Here is a 24,152-nt window from a genome sequence, read left to right on the forward strand (position 1 = left end):
GTGACCAGGGCCGCTAATTGGCGACAGTGGCCGAACCCTCATCGATCGCCGCGAGGACGCTCTGGAGGCTTTGATGAAGATGAATATGGGTGGCATGGGCCGCCAGCGACGGATCGCCGGCGATGATGGCGTCGAGAATCAGCAGATGCTCGGCTGCCGCGGCATGGAGCCGCAGCGGATTTCTCCGGGCCAACCGACGAATTCGGGCCAAGTGGGTGCGTACGGCGCGCAGGGCGCCGACGAGAAAGGGGTTGCCGACCGCGACATCGATGGCATCTTCGAGTTCATCGATCAGCCCGTAGTATCGGTGCACTCCGACGTCGCCCTGTTCCAGCAGCTGCGGAGCATTGACGAAGCCCTCACGGAGCAGGGCGAACGGGGTGGGATCACGGCGAATCGCCGCCAGACGAATGGCCTGCACCTCAAGCGCCTGGCGCAGTTCGTAAAGTTCGGAAATACTGTCGACCGAGATATCGGTGACTTCAAAGCCACGGCCTCGGCGACCGACGACGAGTCCATCGGCAATCAATCGGGCCACCGCTTCCCGCAGCGGGGTGCGCGATATGCCAATACGCTCGGCCTGTTCGACTTCGAGCAGGGCAGCCCCTGGTGCGAGGAATCCGTTCAGGATTTCCCCGCGCAGCTGACGGTACGCTCGCTCACTGGCGCGGAGCGGCACGTCTAACCCCAACATTGCGGTTTCTGTATACACAACTCAGATCCTATTCCACAATGCTGGGTTATATGCAATACTTCAACCACTCTTTGTATACAGAGGCACTTCGATGGAGAAGATAGACATGAACGGCGAATCAGGTGCGAGCTACCGGGATGCGTGGCGACGCAGCATTTCGTCGACGGAAGCCTTCTGGCTTGAGGCGGCTGAGGGCATCGACTGGATCACGCAGCCCCGTCTGGCGCTCGCTCCCGACGGCCCGGCGACCGGCAGCTGGTTTCCCGGCGGCACTCTCAATACCAGCTACAACGCACTCGACCGCCACGTGCTGGCCGGCCGCGGCGCCCACACCGCGCTGATCTATGACTCCGCTATGACCGGCACCCGGGTCAAGCTCAGCTACCTCGACCTGCTCGGCCGCGTCGCCAGGTTCGCCGGCGTACTCCGCGCCAACGGCGTTGGCACCGGCGACCGCGTCGTCATCTACCTGCCGATGATTCCCGAAGCCGTTGTCGCCATGCTCGCCTGCGCCCGCATCGGCGCGGTGCACTCGGTCGTGTTCGGTGGTTTCGCCGCAACCGAACTGGCCGTGCGCATTGATGACGCCCGCCCGAGTGTCATCGTCACGGCATCCGGCGGCCTGGAGCCTGGCCGCGCGGTGGAATACCTGCCACTGGTCGACAAGGCCATCGCCCTGAGCCAGGGTTCGGTGCACACCGTGATCGTGCAGGGCCGGGACAGCATCCCCGGCTCAGCTGCTGACTACCAGAACCATTCAGAAGCGGATGTCGTCTGGCTCGACTGGGCAGCCGAAGAGGCCAAAGCCGCGCCGGCCGACCCGGTCGCCCTGCGCTCCGAAGACCCGCTGTACATCCTGTACACGTCCGGTACGACCGGTAAGCCCAAGGGCATCATCCGCGACAACGGCGGCCATGCCGTTGCGCTGAACTGGTCGATGCGCAACATTTACGATGTGGGACCGGGCGACGTCTACTGGGCCGCATCCGACGTCGGCTGGGTGGTCGGACACTCCTACATCGTCTACGCGCCGCTCCTGGCGGGCGCGACCACGGTCCTCTATGAGGGCAAGCCGATCGGCACCCCGGATGCCGGCGCCTTCTGGCGCGTCGTCGACGACTACAAGGTGAAGGTTCTGTTCACCGCGCCGACCGCCATACGGGCCATCCGCCGGGTCGACCCCGACCTGCTCGATCTGAAGAACCACGACGTTTCGAGCCTGACCAGCCTGTTCCTGGCCGGCGAACGACTCGACCCCGAGACCTTCCACTGGGCCAACAATGGGCTGCACTGCCCGGTCGTCGACCACTGGTGGCAGACCGAGACCGGGTGGGCGATCTGCGCCAATCTGCTCGGCATTGAAGAATTGCCGACCAAGCCGGGTTCGGCCACCGTCCCGGTACCCGGATACGACATTGCCATTCTGGATTCCAAGGGCAAGCCGATCGAGAAAGTCGGCAAGGACGGCAACATCGCCATTCGACTTCCCCTGCCGCCCGGAACCCTGCTCGGGGTCTGGGGCAGCGAGGAACGGTTTACGAGTTCTTACCTGACCGCCTTCCCCGGCTACTACGCCACCGGCGACTCCGGCCATTTCGACGCCGACGGCTACCTGTTCGTGATGGGCCGCACCGACGATGTGATCAACGTTGCCGGGCACCGGCTCTCCACCGGGTCGCTCGAAGAGGTACTCACCCTGCACCCGGCCGTCGCCGAGTGCGCGGTACTCGGCGTGCACGACGCCCTCAAGGGCCAGCGAGCCGCTGGTTTCGTGACCCTCAAAGTAGGGACTAGTGTCGACCACGACGTTCTGGCCGCCGAACTCGTCGCGCTCGTCCGGGAGCATGTCGGCCCGGTTGCCGCGTTTCGCGACGTCACCATACTCGACCGACTGCCCAAAACGCGGTCGGGCAAGATTCTTCGCAAAACCATTCGGCAGATCGTCGACGGTGAAGAATATTCCGTTCCCCCCACTATCGAAGACCCCACCGTTCTCGACGATTTGAAACAGGCGCTGTCAGCATCCGTTTCCTAACCAGGTCAAGACCGCTCGCGCCCTAAACCGCGCACCGACAACTTTTCCGTAAAACCCGTACTTTCCACCCTTAAGGCAAGGAGGCCCCATGAGTGAAGCAGTGAAAGACGCCCCACCGAAGTCCATCATCGACTACGAGGCTTTTGAAAAGACCCCCCGTTTTCTCGAGTTGAAGCGCACCCGCAACAGGTTCGTCGTACCGATGGCAATCTTCTTCTTTGTCTGGTACATCGCCTACGTACTCGCTGCCGCGTACCTGCACGAGTTCATGGCCACGCCGGTCTTCGGCCGCATCAATATCGGACTGCTGCTCGGCCTCGGCCAGTTCGTCACGACGTTCGCCATCACCATGACCTACGTGACCTTCGCGAACCGCAAGATCGACCCGCGCACCGAAGAACTTCGCCTTGAGCTTGAGCGGATGGAACAGCGATGAACGCACTGCACCTCCTGGCCACGACGGTCAAACCGGTTGAAAACAACCCGATCCTGAACATATCCATCTTTCTCGCCTTTGTGGCGGTGACCCTGATCATCGTCATCCGCTCCGGACGCAACAACAAGTCCGCCGCGGACTACTACACCGGTGGCCGCTCGTTCACCGGACCGCAGAACGGTTTCGCCATCGCCGGCGACTACCTCTCGGCGGCGTCGTTCCTCGGCATCGTCGGCGCCATCGCGATCAGCGGCTACGACGGGTTCATGTACTCGATCGGATTCCTCGTCGCCTGGCTCGTGGCCCTGCTGCTCGTTGCGGAGCTCATGCGCAACACCGGCAAGTTCACGATGGCCGACGTGCTCTCCTTCCGGTTGAAGCAGGGTCCAGTACGCGTGGCAGCAGCAACGACCACCCTGGCCGTGTGCTTCTTCTACCTGCTCGCCCAGATGGCCGGAGCCGGCGGACTCGTCTCGCTACTCCTCGGCATCAACGACAAGCTCGGCCAGTCCATCGTGGTCACCGTCGTCGGCGCGCTGATGATCGTCTACGTACTGGTCGGCGGTATGAAGGGCACCACGTGGGTGCAGATCGTCAAGGCGTTCCTGCTCATCATCGGTGCACTCGCCATGAGCATCTGGGTACTGGCCCTGAACGGGTTCAACCTGTCGGCCCTGCTCGACAGCGCTGTTGCCGTCTCGACCTCCGTTCCGGCCGATGCGATCCTGGCTCCGGGCCTGAAGTACGGCACCAACCCGCTCGACTTCATCTCGCTCGCCCTCGCCCTGGTTCTCGGAACTGCCGGCCTGCCGCACGTGCTCATGCGCTTCTACACGGTTCCGACCGCCAAGGAAGCTCGTCGCTCTGTGGTCTGGGCCATCTGGCTCATCGGCGCGTTCTACATCTTCACCCTCGTGCTGGGCTTCGGTGCCGCATCGCTCGTTGGTGCTGACACCGTTCTCGCCGCTCCCGGTGGAGTGAACTCGGCAGCTCCGCTGCTCGCGCTCGCTCTCGGTGGTCCGCTGCTGCTCGGCTTCATCTCGGCCATCGCCTTCGCGACGATCCTGGCCGTTGTGGCCGGAATCACCATCACGGCGGCAACGAGCTTTGCGCACGACATCTACGGCTCCGTCATTAAGAAGGGCAAGGGAAACCCCGACGACGAGGTCAAGGTTGCCCGTCGCACCGTGATCGTGATCGGAATCCTCGCCATTGCCGGTGGTATCGGCGTGCAGGGGCAGAACATCGCCTTCCTCGTGGCACTCGCGTTCGCCGTCGCGGCGAGCGCCAACCTGCCCACCATTCTCTATTCCCTGTTCTGGCGTGGCTTCACTACCCGGGGCGCGGTCTGGAGCATGTACGGCGGGCTGTCCTCAGCCGTGCTTCTGATCATCTTCTCGCCGGTATTCTCGGGCACTGACACCTCCATGTTCGGTGCCGCCGTGGACTTCGCGATCTTCCCGCTGAGCAACCCGGGCATCATCTCGATCCCGCTCGGGTTCTTCCTGGGCTGGCTCGGATCGGTCACCAGCACCGTGAAGGAGAGCCCGAAGCTCGCCGCCGAAATGTCGGTGCGTTCGCTCACCGGGCACGGCGCCGAAAAGGCCGTCGAGCACTAACCCTCTGCAGTACACAAACGGGCCGGCCAGGATGCATATCCTGTCCGGCCCGTTTCTGTGCCCCTGCTGCTGCAGGCATCCGCTCCCGGGGTACGGTGGTCGCCGACCTCGGCCAGCGGATGCGCGCGAGCGGCCCCGCAGACACCCTCATGTCGGCAGCATGCCCACTCCAGTTCAAAATGTGGCTAAATACGGTGGCAGGATGGCTCAGTTTCGAGGGCAGCTCCGGGTCAGTTGCCCCCCCTCGCGGCACGCGGGAGTTGTGGCCAGGCCACAGGTCCCGCGCACTGGCGGAACACCCGCGTAACGAGGCCGGCCAGCACCGCCCCCGCTCCCAAACTCCCGCGCACCGGCGCAGGTCCCGCGAATTGGCGCAACCCCCGCGCGGCCGGAACGTGGTTAGAGCTCGCGCACTTTCAGCGAACCACGGGCGATGCGTGTCGGGGCCGCCTGGGCGACCGGCTTGATCACGATCAGGTCGAGGTTCACGTGTGCCGGGCGCTCAACGCTCGACACGATGGTCTCCGCGATGTCCTCCGCCGATAGCGGATCTGGCACGTTGTCGTAGGCCGCGAACGCCTTGTCGGCGTCACCGTTGAAACGAACCAGACCGAACTCATCCGTTTTGACCATGCCTGGCGCGATCTCGATCACCCGAATCGGCTCACCGGAGAGCTCGAGGCGCAGTACCTCGGTCATGGCGTGGGCAGCGAACTTGGCCGCGTTGTAGCCGCCGCCACCGAGATAGGCCACGTGCCCGGCGATCGAAGTGATGGTGACGATGTCGGCCGACCCGGCCCCGGAGTCGATGCCGGAGCGCAGCAGCGGCAGAATCGCCGTGGTGACCCGCTTGACGGCGAGCACGTTGATCTCGAACATCCAGGCCCAGTCCTCGATACTCCCGGCCTCCACAGTGTCGAGGCCTTTGGCGCCGCCGGCATTGTTGACCAGGGCGTGCACCGGGCCGGTGGCGGCGAGATAGTCGCGGAGGGCGTCGACATCCGCTTGCAGCGTCAGGTCAGCGGTGAAGACATCCGCTCCCGTGTCCGCTCGCAGCGTAGCGAGGCGGTCGGCCCGCCGCGCGACCCCGACCACATCCCAGCCTCGCAGCCGAAACAGGCGAACGGTCGCCGCTCCGATTCCCGAACTTGCTCCGGTCACAACCACTCTTCGAGTACTCATTTCTCCATTGTGGCGGGAGAATGGATTCAATGAGCGCACTTGGCACCGCCACCACTCGACCGCAGAAGCGTCGCTTACCCCTCTGGGACAACGCGCGCTGGATCGCGGTCACCCTCGTGGTGATCGGCCACGCCATTCTCAAACTCATTGGCGAAGCGGATGTCGCCTATACGCTGTACCTGTTCATCTACGCATTCCACGTGCCGGTGTTCGTTGCCGTGAGCGGCTATTTTGCCAAATCGGGGCCTCCCGACGCGCGACAGATGCAGCGGCTGCTCACCGACATCGTTTTTCCGTACCTCATCTTCGAAACCATCTGGACCGGGCTGCGCTGGATCCTCGGCGGCAAATTTCTGCTGGATTACTCCAGTGCCAGCTGGACCCTCTGGTTCCTGCTCGCCCTGCTGATCTGGCGGATCGCATTGCCCTACCTGGTCTTGCTGCGCTATCCCCTCACCATCAGCATTGTGATCTCCATCGGCGCCGGCTACATCTCGTCGATCGATGGCACCTTCACCCTCGCCCGCACCCTCGGGCTGCTCCCGTTCTTCGTGTTCGGCTGGAAACTGCGGCAGTGGCTGCTGACGGACACCTGGCTCGAACTGCGCGCGGGGCTGGTCTGGCGCTGGCGGGCCGGGGCGCTCGGGCTGTTTGGCGGGCTGTACCTGCTGATCACCCTCAATATCGAGACCCTGCGCGAGCTGCAGGTGCGCCGTTTTCTGCTCTACGACGAGTCGTACGCGACGTTTGATTACTCCTCATGGTGGGCCGGCGGCATCCGTTTGGCCGTCATACTGCTCGCCTTCGCGCTGATCGTGGCGTTCCTGATGCTGATCCCCCGGCGCACGACCTGGTTCAGTGAGCTCGGAGCGGCCACGATGTATATCTATCTGCTGCACACCTTTCTGCTCTACCCGCTGCGTGAAACCGGTGTACTCGACGGGCCGCAGGCGGGCTGGGTGCTTCCGGCGATGATCGTGCTGAGCGTGGCCATCTCGATCGTGCTCTCGCTGCCGATCGTGCGGAGGGTAATGCGGCCCCTGGTCGAGCCGAAAGCCCGGTGGCTGTTTCGCCCGGGCGCTGCGACACCGACGGGCACGATTGTGCTGCCGCATCGCGACCGAAAGTAGCATCCGGCAGAAGATGACGCCGTGTTGCGGCATCCGTTGCAGGGTTCACACCGGCTCCATATGCTCGTGGCCAGAGCGCCGGACAATCCGCGCCGAGTGATCCGGAGGCTATCGTGACCGACAATTCTTCATCGTGGAAGTTTGAGACCAAGCAGGTTCACACCGGAGCACACCCGGACCCGACCACCAACGCTCGGGCGACGCCGATCTACCAGACCACCTCGTATGTCTTCAACAGCGCAGAGCACGCCCAGAACCTGTTCGCGCTGGCCGAATTCGGCAATATCTACACCCGCATCCAGAACCCCACCCAGGCCGTCGTCGAGGAGCGCGTGGCCGCACTCGAGGGGGGCACCGCGGCGCTGCTGCTGTCCAGCGGACAGTCGGCGTCCACTTTTGCGGTGTTGAACATCGCCCAGGCCGGCGACCACATTGTCTCGTCCAGCTCGATCTATGGCGGCACCTACAACCTGTTCAAGTACACCCTGGCCAAGCTCGGCATCGAAACCACCTTCGTGGAAGACCAGGATGACGCGGCCGAGTGGGCCCGTGCGGTGCGCCCCAACACCAAGCTGTTCTTCGCCGAGACCATCGGAAACCCGCGCATCAACGTGCTCGACATAACTCTGGTAGCGGATGTCGCCCACGCCGCCGGCATTCCGCTGATCGTCGATAACACGATCGCGACGCCGTACCTGATTCGCCCGTTCGAGCACGGCGCCGACATCATCGTGCACTCGGCCACGAAATTCCTCGGCGGCCACGGCGCCGTCATCGGCGGGGTTCTCGTCGACGGTGGCAAGTTCGAGTGGTCGAAGAATGTGGAAAAGTTCCCCGGACTGACCGAACCCGACCCCTCCTACCACGGCGCGAGCTACACCACCGCGGTCGGTGACGGCATCGCCTACGTCATCAAGGCTCGCGTGCAGCTGCTGCGTGACCTCGGAAGCGCCATCGCCCCGGCGAGCGCCTGGCAGCTCATCCAAGGCATCGAGACGCTCAGTCTGCGCATCGAACGCCACGTGCAGAATGCCCAGGAAATCGCCGAGTGGCTCGACAACCACGACGACATCGCCTCGGTGAACTACGCCGGCCTGCCCTCGAGCCCCTGGTACGCCAACGCCAACAAGTACGCCCCGCTCGGCGTCGGAGCGGTGCTCTCCTTCGAACTCAAGGGCGGAGTCGCCGCCGGCCGCGCCCTCGTCGACAATCTGAGCTTGTTCAGCCACCTCGCCAACATCGGCGACGTGCGTTCCCTGGTCATTCACCCGGCCTCGACCACGCACGCCCAGCTCACCCCGGAGCAGCAGCTCACCGCCGGCGTCACCCCGGGCCTGGTGCGGCTCTCGGTCGGCATCGAAAACGTGGCCGACCTGAAAGCCGACCTCGAGGCTGGCCTCGCCGCGGCCCGCGCCGTCGTCAAGCGCGACCGCGCCGACGCCTGACCGGGTCGCTGGGCCCGGGCGCACAACGTAACATGCGCCCGGGCCGTCCATTCGGCCGACAGAATGGACGGATATGGAATGGCAATCATCAGCAGACACGGTCCCGTCGAGCTTCATCACCGAAGCCCAGGCGCGCTCGGTCCTCGGCAAGCCTCCGGCGACCGGTGCCTGGCGTGACGGTGACCCGGTGGGAAACCGGCAATTCGCCACTCTCGGCCCGCTGAGCTTTGAGGCCGGCGGCAGCCTCCCCATGGTGCGGCTCGCCTACGAGACCTGGGGCACCCTCAATCCGGCCGGCGACAATGCCGTGCTCGTGCTGCACGCGCTCACCGGCGACAGCCACCTGGCCGGTGCCCCCGGCCCCGGCCAGGAGACCGGCGGCTGGTGGGACGGCATCGTCGGACCGGGCCTCGCCATCGACACCGACCGGTGGTTCGTCGTGGCGCCGAACATGCTCGGCGGCTGCCAGGGCAGCACCGGGCCGGCGTCGCTGGCTCCGGACGGTCTGGAGTGGGGCATCCGTTTTCCCTATCTCACGATTCGCGACCAGGTCAGCGCGCAGCGCGTTTTCAGCGACCGACTCGGCATCGACCGCTGGGCTGCCGTCATCGGCGGGTCAATGGGCGGCATGCACGCCTTGGAATGGGCGATCATCACCCCCGAGCGGGTCGAGCGCCTGATCATTTTGGCCGCGCCGCCAATCACCACGGCCGATCAGATCGCCGTCAACTCGGTTCAGATCGAGGCGATTCGCACCGACCCGGCCTTTCGGGCCGGCGATTATTACGATGAAGCAGATGGTGACGGACCGACGCGCGGGCTGGCCCTCGCCCGCCGCATGGCCCTGTTGAACTACCGCAGCCCAGCCGAACTCAACGCACGCTTCGCGCGGGGCTGGCAGAGCGATATCAGTCCGCTCGGCGCCAACGGTCGCTTCGCCGTGGAATCGTATCTTGACTTTCACGGGAATAAATTCACCAGGCGCTTCGACGCCAACAGCTACATCGTGTTGGTCGAAGCCATGAATTCCCACGATGTCGGGCGCGGCCGCGGCGGCGTGGCGACCGCCCTCGGCCGGGTCACCGCCCGGTCCGTTGTCGTCGGTATCGACAGTGACCTACTGTTCCCGGTCGACGGCCAGCGCACCATCGCCGCCCACCTGCCGAACAATATCGATGGCCCCACCGCTGTGGTGCTGGAATCCGGGTATGGTCACGATGGCTTCCTCATCGAGAACGAAGCGATCGGCGCCCAAATACGGCGGGTGTTGGACTAGGGAGAACTCTCCGGCGTCCCGCCCGGTATGGTGCAGATAGACATGTTCATCTCCCACCAGACAGGCACCCATGCAACGCATCCTCAAGGAGCGAGACCGGCTCCTTCGCAGAGCGGTGCAGGCGGCCGGGCTGACCGGCTCGGCCACGACGCTGGCGTGCTTGTTCGTACCCGGTGGCCTTGCCGGAGACGCGCGCATTGCGGCGGTGGCGCTCATCCTGCTGCTGGCGGCCGCGCAGTACCTGCTCGGCAGCACGGGCGCCCTGCGCTGGGCGGTGCTTATCGTGCTCTGCGGAGAAGGAACGATCCTGGTCGTGGGCTTCGCGAGCCACCCCGGAGTTTCTCCCAACCCAATCGAGGAAAGCGTGATCGGCATGGTGGCGACCGCGCCGATGTGCGCGGTCGCGGCGGTACTGATCACGAGCGCACGTCGGCTGCTGATGCTCGGCTCCTTCTACGTGCTGACCGTCGCGACTGTTGCCGTCGTTACAGTAGGCGCCCCCAACCAAGTCATTCTGCTCACCCTGACGGTGGCCATGTGGTTTTCCTTCACCCTCGCCTCCTGGTTTATCGCGCAGAGCGTCCCTCGGGTAATGCACCGCATTGCCGCGATCGGGCGTGCCTACCGCGCCGAACGGCACGCCAGCGAACTCGAGGCGCAACGCCGACAGGACGCCCGGTTGCTGCACGATACCGTGCTCGCCACGCTGACCCTGCTGGCCCATTCCGGGGTCGGAGTGAGCCCAGCAGCCCTGCAGAAGCAGGCTGGCGACGACGCCCGGCTACTGCGTCAATTGCGGCTCGGCGGCCTGCCGATGCCGAGCCGTTCCGGCGGGTATACCCTCGAACCAGCCTCGCTGCTGACCCTCGGCGACACGCTCGACGAAGTGCGTCAGCGCTTCGAACGGGTCGGTCTGACCGTCAACTGGCACGGCAGCGGGCAGGTGCAGTTGCCCAGCAACGTGCTCGATTCCTTTCTGCTCGCCCTCTCTGAGTGCCTCGAAAACGTGCGCCGTCACTCCGGGGTCGATCATGCCGACGTAACAATAACGGATGACGACGCCACCATTCGCGCGATGGTCACGGACACCGGGGTCGGCTTCGACCTCGGACAGGTCGGTTCGGAACGACTCGGCGTCGCCGAGTCGGTCGTTGCCCGGCTGCGTGACGCGGGGGGCAACGCTCGTCTGTTTTCCTCGCCGGGTGCCGGAACGACGGTTGTTCTTGAGGTTCCCAAATGAGTCCGCTGAGCGACACCGCACCCATTGATACCGTTCGCACGCGCGGTGTGGGTGCGCGCCTGCTGGGCGGGCCGGACGCGCGAAGCTGGCCGACATCATCCGCTGGCCAAACGACCCGGGCCGCACTGTCGCCGCTGCGGTTTCCGCGATCGAGCCTGCGTGGTGACGGTCATTTCACCGTTTTCCGCTCGGACCAAAACGGTTTAGGCGCCCGCCACCTCGGTATCGGTATGAGCATCAGTGCGGCCGTCATCGCCGTTTTTCTGGCTGTGCGGCTGGTGGTCGAGTGGGACCAGGCCCCCACGCCCACACTGAGTATTGTGGCCTGGCTGTTACTCGCCGCGATCGCGGTCGGGGTGAACCTGGCGGTCCACGAACTCTCCTCACGCATGCCCATGTGGCTGTTTCTACTAGCCCTCGGCCTCTGCGCGATCGTGGTCGCCCTCGACCTGGCCGGATCCATGGGAATTCCGGGAACGGCGGCCTTTCCCACCGCGGCTCCAGCCGTTGGCGCCTTTCTGCTGACGATTGCGACCCTGCGGGAATCTCGCGATATCACCCTGGCAGCGCTCGCCCTCGGTGTCATCATGGGCGCTGCAACCCTGCTCGAAGCCCGCAGCGACGTGCTGACGCTGGGACCAGATATTCTCGGGGTCACCCTCGCGGTGGTACCGCCGGTGGTCGGCGCGAGCATTGTGCAAGCGTTTCGGCGCATGGTTCAGCGCGAGCTCGACCTCGTGCTCGTGCAGAGCACCGTGTCCCAGCCACGGTTTGCGGTCGGCATGCTCGCCTCGGAACAGCTGGCTCGGCTCGACCTCGATGCGGAGACCTTGCTCGACGATGTGGCCCAGGGACGCACAGCGCTTCCGTTGGCCGCGTCGACGGCCACGACCGCTGCGTCGCTCGCCACCCAGTTGCGCGTGCACCTGATCGAGGGCCGCACCGAGACCTGGCTGCACCACGCGATCACGGAGAGCGAGTTTCTTGGCCCCGTCGTAGCCCTGAGCGACCCGGCCGGGCTCGCCGGGCTGTTGTCGCCGACCCAACGTGAGGGGCTGCTCCTGACGATTTGGCTGCTGATCGGGGATACCCAGCGATCGGGAGCATCCGTTTCACTGCGGTTCGGACCGATTGCCCCCACACGTGGGGTGGGGCTGCAGCACCAGGTGCGTTTTCCGATTCAATTGACCACAACTGGGGTATCGCGGCGGCGTGTCGATCCCGAAACCTGGCAGGCGATTTGTGCGGTTGGTCCGCACATGGATTCCAATTGGGCCGGAAGCTTGCGGGTAGACATCGAGTGCAGTGTGGACAATCCAGCTGATGCCTAGTATTGGGGATATAGACGATAAGGTGCACTCAGTAGGAGGCAACACATGACGACGACACCCCGTCCCATCCGCTTGGCCCTTGTTGACGACCACAGGATGCTCTTGGGGGCGCTCACCGAGTGGATTCGAAGCGCCGCTGACGACATCGAGATGGTCGCGGCGGTGACGACCTGGCCCGAGTTGCTGACCCACCGCGAGTTTCCGGTGGACGTCGTGCTGCTCGACCTCGATCTCAAGGACAACATTCCGGTGTCCCTGAAGATTGCTACGCTCAAGACGACCGGAGTGAAGACGGTGCTCATGAGCACCTACTCCGAGCCGGCTCTCGTGCGCGAAGCCCTCGCCGCCGGCGCCCTCGGCTACCTCGTGAAGAGCGAGGAAGCGAGCATGATTGTCGATGCCATTCGTGCTGCCTACAACGGCAAGTCCTACATCTCCGCTGAGCTCGACTACGCGCTCAACTCGACCGAGAACGTTGAAGGTCCCCGCCTCAGCGCCCAGGAACGCCGCGTCATGGCGCTCTACGGCGCCGGTGAGCCGGTGAAGGCCGTCGCCTACCAACTCGGCATCTCCGAGGAGACCGCCAAGAGCTACCTGAAGCGCATTCGCGAGAAGTACCGCTTAGCCGGGTACGACGTGGGTACCAAGGTCGCGCTGCGCAAACGTGCCATCCACGACGGCATCCTGCTGCAAACGGACTGACCTTCGTGTTGCCAACCGGCCCCATTTTTCGTAATGCGGGCCGGTTCGTTCGTTAACGCGGCTTCGATTGAGTGGATGCCGACGGGCACGCGCCGACATTAGCCCTTGCGAACGACGGGGATCAGCTGCGTGCCGTAGGGCACATGCTGGCCGCGCAAGCGGCGCCGACGGTCGATGATGAAGGTGAGCAGGGTCAGCAGCACGCCGAGCGCGCTCAGGGCAACGCCGATCCAGACCGGGGCGAGGTAGCCGAGCCCAGCGGCGATAGCCACGCCGCCGAGGGCCGCGCCGAGGGCGTTACCGACGTTGAGCGAGGAATGATTGAGAGCTGCCGCGAGCGACTGGCTTTCGTGCGCGACGTCCATCAGTCGGGCCTGAATGGTCGGCGAGAGAGCGGATGCCGCTGCACCGATAAAGAACATGCCGATCACCAAACCGACGAGCGACTGCGCCGACAGGCCGAGTGTGACGAGCGCTGCGATGAGCACGCCGAACGAGATGTACATGGTGCGGCGCACGCTCCAGTCGGCCAGCGCTCCCCCGGCGAAGTTGCCGACTGTCATGCCGAGGCCGATGACGACCAGAATAAGCGGTACCGTTGCGGCCGTGAGCCCGGTGATTTCGATCACCAGCGGGGCGACATAGGTGTAGACCGCGAACAGGCCGCCGAAGCCGATCGCACCGATCGAGAGCGTGATCCAGACCTGCAATTGGCTGAATGCTCGCAGCTCGGCGCGCATGGTGGCCTTGGGGTTGCCAGCCTGGAACGGCACGAACATAGCGACGGCCACGAAGGTGAGCGCGAAGATCGCGGCGACGACGAGGTAGGCGATTCGCCATCCGCTCACCTGACCGATCCAGGTGATCGTGGGCACCCCGATGACGTTGGAGATGGTCAGCCCGGAGAGCACGATTGCGATACCGCGAGCCCGTTTGCCGGGGCCCATCAGGCGGGCGGCGACGAGCGAGGCGATGCCGAAGTAGGCGCCGTGCGGCAGCCCGGCCACAAAGCGGGCAACGAGAACGGTCTCAAAGGTCGGCAACAGGGCCGAGGCGATCGTGCCGAGCGTGAACGCGGTCAGCAGGGCCAGGAGCAGTTGTTTGCGCGGCCAGCGGGCCGCAGCGGCCGCGATCGTGGGCGCGCCAACGACAACACCGAGGGCATAAGCCGAGATCAGCCAGCCGACCTGCGCGTTGGCGGCATCCGGCGCCGCAGCATAGAGACCGGGCAGCAGGTCGGCGGCCAGGTTCGGCAGCAGACCCATGGCAACGAATTCGGTCGCGCCGATGCCGAATCCGCCCAGGGCCAGGGCGAGCAGGGCAAGACGAATACGGGTCGACGACAGCTGCGTCGACCCGTCAGGAGTGAGGGGCATGCAACAAGCCTAAACCCAGGCCAGCTGGAGCGGACGATTCACTCGGAGAGGGCGGTCTCCAGGCGCTCGAGCTTGCCGGTCAGTTCGCCGGTGTGGCCGGGGCGGATGTCCGCCTTCAGCACGAGGGAAACACGCGGCCCGAAGGCGCCCACCGCCTCGGTCGCCGCCTTGATCACGGCGAAGACTTCATCCCAGTCGCCCTCGATGGTGGTGAACATGGAGTCGGTGTGATTCGGCAGTCCGGATTCGCGGACGATGCGCACCGCGGCGGCAACCGCATCGTGCACGGACCCCTGCGAGTCGGCGGCGACGGACGGTGCGACGGAGAATGCTACAAGCATGGTGGGCTCCCTAGATGAGTGGTTTGGTGGTGAGTGGTTTCGTGGTGAAACGGTCGCGGGCGGGCCGGCCTGACCTGCCCAGCCGGTGCAGCGTGAAGAGCGCCCAGCCGAGCAGCACGAATTCGAGTAGGTTGCGCACGGTCAGCACCAGAATCATGAGGGGATGGGCCACCAGCAGCCAGTCGTAGAGGTACGGGTAGACCAGCTGGGTGAGGGCGGCGAGCGCGAGCGCGAGCAGCGCCGGCGTGCGCCAGGCGCGCCCGTTCAGCACGAGCCCGAGAATGATCGGTGCGGCCAGCCAACTGATGAACTGCGGCGACCCCACCTTATTGACGGCGATGAGGGTCACGGTCAGGGCGAGGGTCAGCGGCGGAAAGACCGCCAACCAGCCGACTCCCCGCCGCTGGGCCCGCACTCCGAGCAGCAGCACGGCGGCGGCGGCGAGCGCAAGCAACGGAGTCATCACGGCGCTTGCGGCGGCGGTGCCAGCGCCGGCCACTTGAAAGGTGAGGATCTGCTGGTCGTAGTAGATGAAGCTGCCGGGCACGTTGAGCACGGCCTGCCACAGCCACGGCACAGCGATGGGTGATTCAATCTGGATCCCCCGGCCCGCCTGCTCGCCCACGAAACTCAGTACGTGGATGCCACTGCCTCGAGCCAGGCTGAGCGCCCCGGCCGCGGCGACGACCGCCGCGGTGACGGCTGCGGCGACCCCGAGCATCCGCCAGCGCAGTTTGGACGCCACAAACAGGGCGGCGAGGGCGGCCACCGGCCAGATCTTGATCCAGGCCGCAATGGTCAGTAGCACCGTGCCCCAGAGCGGAAGGCGCCGCAGGCCCAGCAGGGCGATGATGCAGAGCGGCACCGTGACCGCATCGATGCGCAGCAGCGCAATCGGGCCAAGCAACGCCAGGAATGCCAGCCACCACCACGCCGCGGGTCGGTGCGTGCGCAGGAGTACGAAGAATGCCCCGGCGTTGAGCACGGTGATTAGCCCAAACCAGGTGCCGAGATAGGCCGGGCCGCCGAGGGCGAGCGCGCCGACGACGGGTACGAGCGCGAGCAACGGGTAGACGAAATTCTCGGTGACGCCGACGATATTGCCGGCCGCGGCGCCCTCCGCCCATCCGCGATACACCACTTCGACATCGCCGAGCGGATACCCCGGCCCGAACAAAGCCAGAGTGATCAGCAGCAGGTGCACGAGCACGAAGGCCGACCATAGCGCGGCGAGCGGATGCCGCAGCACCGGCCGCGCAGGCCGCGCGCCGGTTGCCCCGCGGGGCTCGTCGTGAATTCGCACGCTTCACCTTCGCACAGGCGGCGGCCCAGGGACACCGCCCGCGCAGCTCACCCGGGAGTTTCTCGCCCGCGTTCCGCTCTGGCGCGCCGGAAGGGCATCGCGACTGCGCGCCGCGCAAACGTCAGCACGCCGAGCGAGCTCGGCGCTGGGGAAAGGCGCGCGTCAGCGCGCCGGACGAGCCCCCGGCGCGATGCCATAGTCCAGAAACGCGGCGACGGCCCGCGGTACGGCGTCGGCCACGTCCAGGGCCGCGATCGGACCGCCGGCGGAGGCGAAGTTCGCCGCTTCGGCGTGGATGAGCGCTGCAGTGGCGGCGAGCGGGGCGAGGGACGCGGCATCCGCTTCGAGCTGGTCGGAGTGGGTCGCCAGCAGCGCCCCGAGGATGCCGCCGAGCACGTCGCCGGACCCCGCCGTCGCGAGCCAGGCCGGTCCGGTCGACACGGTCAGGCGGGCGCCGGCCGGTGAGGCAATGTGGGTGACTGCTCCCTTGAGCAGCACCGTGACGTCAAACAGCCGGGCGGCGCGAATGGCCCATTCCCCCGGATTCGCTGCGATCTGCGAGGCTGAGCCCGGCTTGGCCTCGCCCTCGAGCATCGCAGCCAGTTCGCCGGCGTGCGGTGTGATGACTGTCGGTCCGATTGCGTGCGAGACCAGGTCGAGGGCGCCGGCGTCGATGACGGTGGGCAGGCCCTCGGCGAGCGCTTCGTCGAGGGCAGCGCTGACGGCATCCGTTCTCGTGGCGGCGTTGATACCGGAGCCGAGCAGCCAGGCCTGTACCCGCCCGGGCAGGGTCACGATCTCGGGGCGGCGCTGCAGGACCAGGTCCTGAGCGCGGCGCGGCCCGAGGTAGCGCACCATGCCGACGCCGGTGCGCACGGCCGCGTCGACGCCGAGCACCGCTGCGCCCGGGTAGTCCTTGGAACCGGTGCGCACTCCGAGCACACCACGGGAGTATTTGTCATCTCCGGCCTGGGGCCGCGCGATCCAGTCGCGGGCCTGTTCGGCCTCCCATTCGAGCCAGCCGCGCGGTTTCACCATGCCTCCACGATAGGTCGTTTCGGTTCAGCACGATCACACCAACGGATGCCGCGAGCGGCTGCCTTCCGGACACGCCCGGTCGGTTGGAGCACCCCGGGAGACCACGACCGGTCGACTTTGCACGGGCGGATCGAAAACCCAGTAGTTCTTCCGGCAATCACAGTGTCCACCGAGAGAAGACGTGGGTAACACCCGAAGTAGGCTCAAAATTCGGCGCATGCCGGAACCCTCTGACGTCCACGCCCACCGGCGGCCGAGACGTCACGGTCCCCTACTTGGAGGTCTCAGTGTCTGTAGCTTTTTCTCTTTCGCGAGGAGCGTCGAAGCGGATGCTGGCGGCATCCGTTGTCGGCCTGCTGGTCGCCAGCTCGATAGCGCTGATCGCCGCTCCGGCACAGGCCGCGACGTCGGGCTTTACCGCTGCAAACGGCATCCGATACGGTGCCAGCGCCGTCGACGGAACGATTACCGCCATTGGCTATAACGGGTCGGCATTGACCGTTGAGATTCCCGACACGGTCACAGAAGCGGGCGCGGAGTACACGGTCACTGCCATCGGGGCCGAGGCCTTTAAATATTGGGGCCTTACCGGGGTCATCATTGGCCAGAACGTGAAAACCATTGGCCAGATGGCCTTCAGCAGGAACTCCGTGACCGGGCCTATTATCATTCCGGCGTCCGTGCAGACCATCGAAGACGATGCGTTCAGCTCAAGCGGTATTCTAACGTCACTGGACATTCCAGCGTCAGTGACACACATCGGCGAGGCAGCTTTCGGCGACACTGGCCTGACGTCGGTCACTCTGCATGAGGGGCTCGAAAGCATTGATCAATACGCCTTCTGGGGAAACCCGATGACGGCAATCACCATTCCGGCGTCAGTGCAGACCATTGGCGCGAACCTCTTCTGGCACGGCCACGTCGTAGCGGTGACTTTCGCCGGCGCAGCGCCGACACTCTGGAGCACTGACGCCATCAATCCGGACTCGGGCCACGTCGAGCCGTCGCTGGGCGACGCTGCGGGCTTGACGGTGCACTATCTGTCGACGTTCGGAGTTGACGGAGGGCGTGCCAATGGGTTTACGACGCCGACCTGGATGGGCTACAACACCGTGATTGACCCGATCGTGTCGTTTGACGTCACCGGGCACGACGCGATTGCGGCGCAGCGCTTGGTTGCAGGCGAGCTGGCCGAGGCTCCTACTGTTACGGATGCAGGCTTCGATGGCTGGTTCACCACGGCAGACTTCACGACGCCGTTTGATTTTTCGGTCGCTCCGACCGACGATGTGACCGTGTACGCAAAGTGGCCCGTGGCCGCGGTGGTTATTGGAGAGCCGGTTGTTGAGCCGGTCGCGCCGTCGTCGCCGACCCTGACTCTTGACCTCGGCCTGGCCGTTGGCGACGTTGTCGCCGGTGCTCCGGTGACGGTGTCGGGCGCGGGGCTCAAAGCCGGCTCCGATTACACCGTCATTTTGCGCTCCACCCCGGTACTGCTGGCCGGCGGAACGATCGACAGCTCCGGAGCGTTCACAGCCAGCGCTGTTCTGCCGACCGGACTGTCGGCCGGACAGCACACCGTGACCCTGACGGGCACGGCCACTGACGGCTCTTCCCTGTCTCGCGTTGCCTTCCTGACGGTCAGCGCGACCGGGACGGTCACTTATCTCTCCTACACCGCAGCGGATGCTGCCACCGCAGCGCTCGCGGCAACCGGATTCACGGCCGCGCCGCTCGGCTTCGCCGCGCTGCTGCTGCTCCTGGCCGGAGCCGCGCTCGTCGCGGCCCGACGTCGGAGCGTCGCGTAACGCATCCACTGAAGTCGGCCGTCACCGCGTCAATCATGCGGGTGACGGCCGTCTTGTGCGGTCGGAGCGCTGCGACCCGCCGCGAGCGCGCCCGATCTGGGTGCTCGCTACGGTAACGGGCGTAGCGGCCAGCCGAATCGGGCGCGGCCATCCGCTGATCCCTTTTGCTGGAACAGAAGCACCCATCCCAGTAGTTCGTAACGAAATCCCAGCACTCCCACTCTGGGCAAATGGGGGGGGTGCTCGAAGTAGGCTCAAAATTCGGCGTGTGTCGAAACCCTCTGACGACCACGCCCGCCGGTGGCCGAGTCGTCACGTTCATCTATCTGGAGGTCGCAGTGTCTGTAGGTTTTTCCCTTTCGCGAGGGGCGTCGAAACGGATGCTAGCGGCATCCGTCGTCGGTTTACTCGTGGCCAGCTCGATCGCACTGATCGCCGGACCGGCACAGGCCACGACGGCAGGCTTCACCGCCGCGAACGGCATTGTCTACGGACCGAGCGCTGGTGACGGAACGATTACCGCCATTGGCTATACCGGGTCGGACACGACCGTTGTGATTCCTGCCACGGTCCTAAAGGACAGCACGAGCTTCCCGGTCACCGCCATTGATGAGTACGCATTTTATGGGAAGAACCTGAGCTCTATCACCCTCTCCGAGGGGCTCGTTAGCATTAGCAGTCATGCCCTCGGTGGAAACCTGATGACGGCTATCACCATTCCGGCGTCAGTGAAGAACATTGGTCAGGACATCTTCTATGAGGGCGCAGTCGTATCGGTGACTTTCGCCGGCCTCGCGCCGACACTCGATGACTCTAATGCCACCTATCCGCCGCTGGGTTGGGGTTCTAGGTATGACGGTGTCGTGGTTACGCCTGTGACGGTGCACTATCTGTCGCAGTTCGCAGTTGACGGAGGGTTTACGTCGGGAGCGTGGACGGACTACCTCACCGTGATCGACCCGATCGTGTCGTTTGACCTGACCGAGCACGGCGGCTCGATTGATTCGCAGCGCTTGATCGCGGGCGAGCTGGCCGTGCCTCCTACTTTGACGGATACCGAGGTCGGTTGCTGGACCAGCGATGCAGAGAGGATGACGAAGTTTGATTTTTCGGTCGCCCCGACCACGGATGTTACCCTGTACGCGAAGTGGGCCTCGTGTACGACGTTCACCGCCGCAAACGGCATCACGTATGACACGAGCGCTGGCGACGGAACGGCGACCGCCGTTAGCCTTACTGATGCGGCGTCGAGGATCGTTGAGATTCCCGACACGGTCGAAGATATGAGCACGACCTATACGGTCACCGCCATCGGAAACAGCGCCTTTGCCTATAAGAGCATCACGGAAATCACCATTGGCAACAACGTGACCACCCTTGGCTCTTCGGCCTTTAAATCCAACTTGTTGACATCGATTAGCATTCCGGCGTCCGTGAAGACCATCGGCGGCAGCGCGTTCCACACGAACAGTTTCCTTTCGCCACTCGACATTCCAGGGTCAGTGGAAAGCATCGGCGCCGCGGCATTCGCAAACGACGGCCTGACCTCGGTCACCCTGCACGAGGGGCTCCAGTTCATTGGAGGGTATGCTTTCGCAAACAACGCAAGGCTGACGGCGATCAGCATTCCGGCGTCCGTGAAGACCATCGAAGCGAATATCTTCTATGGGGCCCCCGTCGTGTCAGTGGCTTTCGCCGGCGCAGCGCCAACGACAGTCCTCGGCGCCGACGACCTCGAGCCGTCGCTGGGTACGGCTGAGGGCTTGAAGGTGCACTATCTTTCGAAGTTCGGAGTTGACGGAGGGTTTACGACGCCGACATGGATGGGCTACACCACTGTGATTGACCCGATCGTGTCGTTTGACGTCACCGGGCACGACCCGATTGCTGAGCAGCGCTTGGTGGCGGGCGAGCTGGCCGTCGATCCTGAGCCGACGGACGCAGACTTCGATGGCTGGTACACCACGGCAGACTTCACGACGGCGTTTGATTTTTCGGTCGCCCCGACCGATGATGTGACCGTGTACGCGAAGTGGGCCACGGCTGATGTGGTTACGTCTACCTCACCGACCCTCACGCTCGACCTTGGCCTGGCCGTTGGCGACGTCGTCGCCGGCGCCCCGGTAACCGTGTCCGGCGCCGGACTGGCCGTCGGCTCGGACTACACCGTCATTCTGCGCTCCACCCCGGTACTGCTGGCCGGCGGAACGATCGACTCCACTGGCGCGTTCACGGCCAGCGCGATTCTGCCGACCGGAGTGACGGCCGGACAGCACACCGTGACCCTGACGGGCACAGCCACTGACGGCTCGGTCATCTCTCGCGTCGCCTACCTCACGGTCAGCGCAACCGGGACGGTCACCTACCTCTCCTACACCGCAGCGGATGCCGCCACGACCGTCACCGCGGCGCTCGCGGCGACCGGGTTCACCGCCGCGCCGCTCGGCTTCGCCGCCCTGCTGCTGCTTCTGGCCGGAGCCACGCTCGTCGCCGCCCGACGTCGGAGCGTCGCGTAACGCATCCACTGAAGACGGCCCTCACCACGCGAATCACGCGGGTGACGGCCGTCCTTCGCGTACTCCGCACGCTCGGGCCACTCGCCGATCGAGGCGCGAGCTTGCGAGCGATCAAGATCCCCGAGCTGCGCGGGCTACTCGCGGCGGGTGGCGTCTTGCACTTCGCCGACGAGCTCCTCGATGATGTCCTCGAGAAAGAGCACCCCGGTGGTTTCGCCTTCTGCGGTGAACGAGCGCGCGAGGTGCGCGCCAGAGCGACGCATGGTGGCGAGGGCATCTTCGAGGTCGGTGTCTTCAAAGATTGAAATCAGGGCACGGATGCGCTTGGCCGGGATCCGCCCCGAGTAGCTGTCCGGTTCGGCGAGAGTTGCTTCCCCGGCCGATGCGATATCGAGGTCGAGAACGTCCTTCAGGTGCACGTATCCGGTGAGATAGCCCTCGGCATCGGCCAGCACATACCGGGAGAACCCGTGGCGAGTGACGGCCTTCTCCACGTCGGCCGGAGTGGCCGACTCGGGCAGGCTGACCAGCTTGGACAGACCAACAGCCACGTCGCGCACCTTAAGGTTGGTGAACTCGAAAGCCGCGGTCAGGGCGCCGGTCCCGTCGCTCAGCACACCCTCTTTGGTGGACTGCGTGACGATCGTGGCGACCTCGTCGAGCGTGTACGCGCTCGTCGCCTCATTCTTCGGCTGCACGCCAAACAGTCGCAGCACACCATTCGCGCAGGCGTTGAGCGTGACGATCACCGGACGAAAGACGCGGGCGACGAACACGAGGGGCGGGGCAAGCAGCAACACGGCCTGGTCGGGGACCGAGAAAGACAGGTTTTTCGGTACCATCTCGCCGAACACCACGTGCAGGTACGAGACCAGCAGCAGTGCGACGATGAAGGCGATCGTGCCGATCAGAGCCTCCGGCAGGCCGGTCAGGGCCAGCGGCACCTCGAGCAGGTGGTGGATCGCCGGTTCGGAGACATTCAAAATGAGCAGCGAACAGACCGTGATGCCCAGCTGCGAGGTCGCGAGCATGAGCGTTGCGTGTTCCATCGCCCAGAGCGCGGTCTTGGCGCTGCGTTTTCCGGCCTCGGCGAGCGGCTCAATCTGGGAACGACGCGCCGAGATGACGGCGAATTCCGCTCCGACGAAGAAGGCGTTGGCGGCGAGCAGCACGACCAACCAGGCAAGTCCGGCCCAGTCGCTCATTTGTCGCTCACCTTCTTTCGATCAGTCTTGGGCCCGGGCGGAACCGCCGGCTCCGGCGCCACCTCCGGGGTGAAACGCAGCCGGTCGATGCGACGCCCTTCCAGGCGCTCAACGGTGAGGAATCCGCCCGGCACCGGTACGCGGTCGCCGGTGACCGGCAACCGCCCCAGCTCGCTCATCACAAAGCCGGCCACGGTCTCGTAGGGGCCCTGTTCCGGCACGACGACACCGGTACGATCGAGCAGTTCATCCGGTCGCAGCATTCCGGGAAAGGTCAGCGAGTCGGGCGAGCGCACGACGCCGGCCCTGGCTCGGTCGTGCTCGTCGGCGACCTCGCCGACCAGTTCCTCGACCAGGTCCTCCAGGGTGACGACGCCGGCGGTTCCACCATATTCGTCGACGACGATCGCCATCTGGTAGCCACGACCGCGCAACTCGCCGAGCAGGTCGTCGAGTTTCATCGTTTCGGGCACGCGAACCGGGTCGGTCTGCAGGGCCGACACCGGCACATCCGCTCGCCGATTGCGCGGCACGGCCACCGCCTGCTTGACGTGCACGACACCCGCGACGTCGTCGACGCTCTCGTCGACGACCGGGAACCGGGAAAAACCGGTGGAACGCGCGAGGTCGATGATGTCCTGCGCCGAATCGGTGCGGTGGATACTCGCGACCCGCGGGCGCGGAGTCATGACATCGGAGGCGGTGTGTCCAGAGAACATCAGCGTGCGGCGCAGGAGGGTCGCGGTGTCTTTCTCGAGCAGCCCTGCGCTGGCCGACCGGCGCACGAGCGAGGAGAGCTCTTCAGCGGTGCGGGCACCCGAAAGCTCCTCCTTGGGTTCGATGCCGAACGCGCGCAACAGGCCGTTGGCGCTGTTGTTGAGCACGAGCACGGCCGGTTTGAACACGGCGGTGAACACGGTCTGAAACGGAATGACCAACCGAGCGGTCGGAATCGGCAACGCGAGCGCAAAATTCTTCGGAACCAATTCGCCGATGACCATCGACACGAGGGTCGCCGAGACGATGGCGATTGTGGTGCCGAAGACAGGAACCAGGTCAACCGGCAGCCCGGCCGCGGTAAGCGGGCCCCGCAGCAGAGACGAGAGGGCTGGTTCGATCGTGTAGCCGGTCAGCAGAGTGGTCAGGGTGATGCCCAATTGCGCACTCGACAGGTGAGTGGAGGTGATTTTCAGCGCCGCGATGGTCATAGCGAGACGGGTTTCCCCGCGATCGCGTCGCGCTTCAAGGTCGGCGCGATCGAGATTCACCAGGGCAAATTCACTGGCGACGAAGATGCCCGTTCCCACCGTGAGGATGAGGCCGAACCCGAGCATGATCAGCTCAGACAAGGATTTCACCGCCGGCAGTCACGGGCAAGAGTTTGTGAGACGAGGGTTCAGCGGTGGGAGGGTCATCCATTATTTTTCCGAGTATACCGGGCGCACCTGCCTGCGCGCCCGACCACACCCACCAGC

Annotated in this window: 19 protein-coding genes; 11 read left to right on the forward strand and 8 right to left on the reverse strand. The window is 65.1% G+C overall.

Annotated elements, in window-relative coordinates; all coding sequences use genetic code 11:
* Window positions 1-13: 13 nt before the first annotated feature.
* On the reverse strand, window positions 14-694 hold the full coding sequence (locus CXY80_RS13125) for a GntR family transcriptional regulator (RefSeq protein WP_092451292.1): 681 nt from the start codon (window positions 692-694) through the stop codon (window positions 14-16).
* Window positions 695-800: 106 nt separating this feature from the next.
* Here CXY80_RS13125 and CXY80_RS13130 point away from each other — a divergent pair, with 106 nt between their 5' ends.
* The 3 genes from CXY80_RS13130 to CXY80_RS13140 all read left to right on the forward strand — a co-directional run bounded on the left by CXY80_RS13130 (window position 801) and on the right by CXY80_RS13140 (window position 4,784).
* Window positions 801-2,729 carry an acetate--CoA ligase gene (locus CXY80_RS13130; RefSeq protein WP_104132778.1) on the forward strand — a complete coding sequence of 643 codons (1,929 nt, stop codon included), beginning with the start codon at window positions 801-803 and terminating at the stop codon, window positions 2,727-2,729.
* Between the two features lie 88 nt (window positions 2,730-2,817).
* Window positions 2,818-3,165, forward strand: a complete 348-nt coding sequence (locus CXY80_RS13135; protein WP_092451296.1) for a DUF485 domain-containing protein — start codon at window positions 2,818-2,820, stop codon at window positions 3,163-3,165.
* Window positions 3,162-4,784 carry a cation acetate symporter gene (locus CXY80_RS13140; protein WP_092451298.1) on the forward strand — a complete coding sequence of 541 codons (1,623 nt, stop codon included), beginning with the start codon at window positions 3,162-3,164 and terminating at the stop codon, window positions 4,782-4,784. The genes CXY80_RS13135 and CXY80_RS13140 overlap by 4 nt, the downstream gene beginning before the upstream one ends.
* A 399-nt stretch (window positions 4,785-5,183) precedes the next feature.
* On the opposite strand, the gene CXY80_RS13145 is transcribed toward CXY80_RS13140, so the two are convergent.
* Entirely contained in the window at window positions 5,184-5,966 is a 783-nt protein-coding gene (locus tag CXY80_RS13145) for an SDR family NAD(P)-dependent oxidoreductase (protein WP_170851578.1), read from the reverse strand.
* A 29-nt stretch (window positions 5,967-5,995) separates the two neighbouring features.
* Between CXY80_RS13145 and CXY80_RS13150 the strand changes: the two genes are divergently transcribed.
* From CXY80_RS13150 to CXY80_RS13175, 6 genes are all read left to right on the forward strand, one after another.
* Entirely contained in the window at window positions 5,996-7,096 is a 1,101-nt protein-coding gene (locus CXY80_RS13150; RefSeq protein WP_233195370.1) for an acyltransferase family protein, read from the forward strand.
* Between the two features lie 113 nt (window positions 7,097-7,209).
* The gene (locus CXY80_RS13155; protein ID WP_092451304.1) at window positions 7,210-8,541 is read left to right on the forward strand and encodes a bifunctional o-acetylhomoserine/o-acetylserine sulfhydrylase; all 1,332 of its coding nucleotides are present in this window, start codon (window positions 7,210-7,212) and stop codon (window positions 8,539-8,541) included.
* Window positions 8,542-8,614: 73 nt separating this feature from the next.
* Entirely contained in the window at window positions 8,615-9,817 is a 1,203-nt protein-coding gene (locus tag CXY80_RS13160; protein WP_104132780.1) for a homoserine O-acetyltransferase, read from the forward strand.
* Window positions 9,818-9,887: 70 nt separating this feature from the next.
* Entirely contained in the window at window positions 9,888-11,057 is a 1,170-nt protein-coding gene (locus CXY80_RS13165; RefSeq protein WP_104132781.1) for a sensor histidine kinase, read from the forward strand.
* Entirely contained in the window at window positions 11,054-12,388 is a 1,335-nt protein-coding gene (locus CXY80_RS13170; RefSeq protein ID WP_104132782.1) for a hypothetical protein, read from the forward strand. The genes CXY80_RS13165 and CXY80_RS13170 overlap by 4 nt, the downstream gene beginning before the upstream one ends.
* Before the next feature lie 45 nt (window positions 12,389-12,433).
* Entirely contained in the window at window positions 12,434-13,090 is a 657-nt protein-coding gene (locus CXY80_RS13175; RefSeq protein ID WP_092451312.1) for a response regulator transcription factor, read from the forward strand.
* Window positions 13,091-13,188: 98 nt separating this feature from the next.
* On the opposite strand, the gene CXY80_RS13180 is transcribed toward CXY80_RS13175, so the two are convergent.
* From CXY80_RS13180 to CXY80_RS13195, 4 genes are all read right to left on the reverse strand, one after another.
* On the reverse strand, window positions 13,189-14,466 hold the full coding sequence (locus tag CXY80_RS13180) for an MFS transporter (RefSeq protein WP_092451314.1): 1,278 nt from the start codon (window positions 14,464-14,466) through the stop codon (window positions 13,189-13,191).
* Window positions 14,467-14,504: 38 nt separating this feature from the next.
* Window positions 14,505-14,807 (reverse strand): thiamine-binding protein, encoded by a 303-nt coding sequence (locus tag CXY80_RS13185; protein ID WP_104132783.1) that lies wholly within the window; start codon window positions 14,805-14,807, stop codon window positions 14,505-14,507.
* A gap of 10 nt (window positions 14,808-14,817) precedes the next feature.
* Window positions 14,818-16,110 carry a hypothetical protein gene (locus tag CXY80_RS13190; RefSeq protein ID WP_233195371.1) on the reverse strand — a complete coding sequence of 431 codons (1,293 nt, stop codon included), beginning with the start codon at window positions 16,108-16,110 and terminating at the stop codon, window positions 14,818-14,820.
* A gap of 162 nt (window positions 16,111-16,272) precedes the next feature.
* The gene (locus tag CXY80_RS13195) at window positions 16,273-17,148 is read right to left on the reverse strand and encodes an ADP/ATP-dependent (S)-NAD(P)H-hydrate dehydratase (RefSeq protein WP_104132784.1); all 876 of its coding nucleotides are present in this window, start codon (window positions 17,146-17,148) and stop codon (window positions 16,273-16,275) included.
* A gap of 287 nt (window positions 17,149-17,435) precedes the next feature.
* Here CXY80_RS13195 and CXY80_RS13200 point away from each other — a divergent pair, with 287 nt between their 5' ends.
* Window positions 17,436-18,956 carry a leucine-rich repeat protein gene (locus CXY80_RS13200; protein ID WP_146070739.1) on the forward strand — a complete coding sequence of 507 codons (1,521 nt, stop codon included), beginning with the start codon at window positions 17,436-17,438 and terminating at the stop codon, window positions 18,954-18,956.
* Between the two features lie 380 nt (window positions 18,957-19,336).
* On the forward strand, window positions 19,337-21,472 hold the full coding sequence (locus CXY80_RS13205; protein ID WP_134479455.1) for a leucine-rich repeat protein: 2,136 nt from the start codon (window positions 19,337-19,339) through the stop codon (window positions 21,470-21,472).
* 134 nt (window positions 21,473-21,606) lie between these two features.
* Here CXY80_RS13205 and CXY80_RS13210 read toward each other — a convergent pair whose 3' ends face one another.
* Both CXY80_RS13210 and CXY80_RS13215 read right to left on the reverse strand, forming a co-directional pair.
* The gene (locus CXY80_RS13210; RefSeq protein ID WP_092451326.1) at window positions 21,607-22,677 is read right to left on the reverse strand and encodes a hemolysin family protein; all 1,071 of its coding nucleotides are present in this window, start codon (window positions 22,675-22,677) and stop codon (window positions 21,607-21,609) included.
* The gene (locus CXY80_RS13215; protein WP_104132803.1) at window positions 22,674-24,011 is read right to left on the reverse strand and encodes a hemolysin family protein; all 1,338 of its coding nucleotides are present in this window, start codon (window positions 24,009-24,011) and stop codon (window positions 22,674-22,676) included. The genes CXY80_RS13210 and CXY80_RS13215 overlap by 4 nt, the downstream gene beginning before the upstream one ends.
* Window positions 24,012-24,152: the final 141 nt, after the last annotated feature.

This window comes from Cryobacterium sp. M91 (assembly GCF_002929615.1).
GTDB classification, from domain to species: domain Bacteria; phylum Actinomycetota; class Actinomycetes; order Actinomycetales; family Microbacteriaceae; genus Cryobacterium; species Cryobacterium levicorallinum.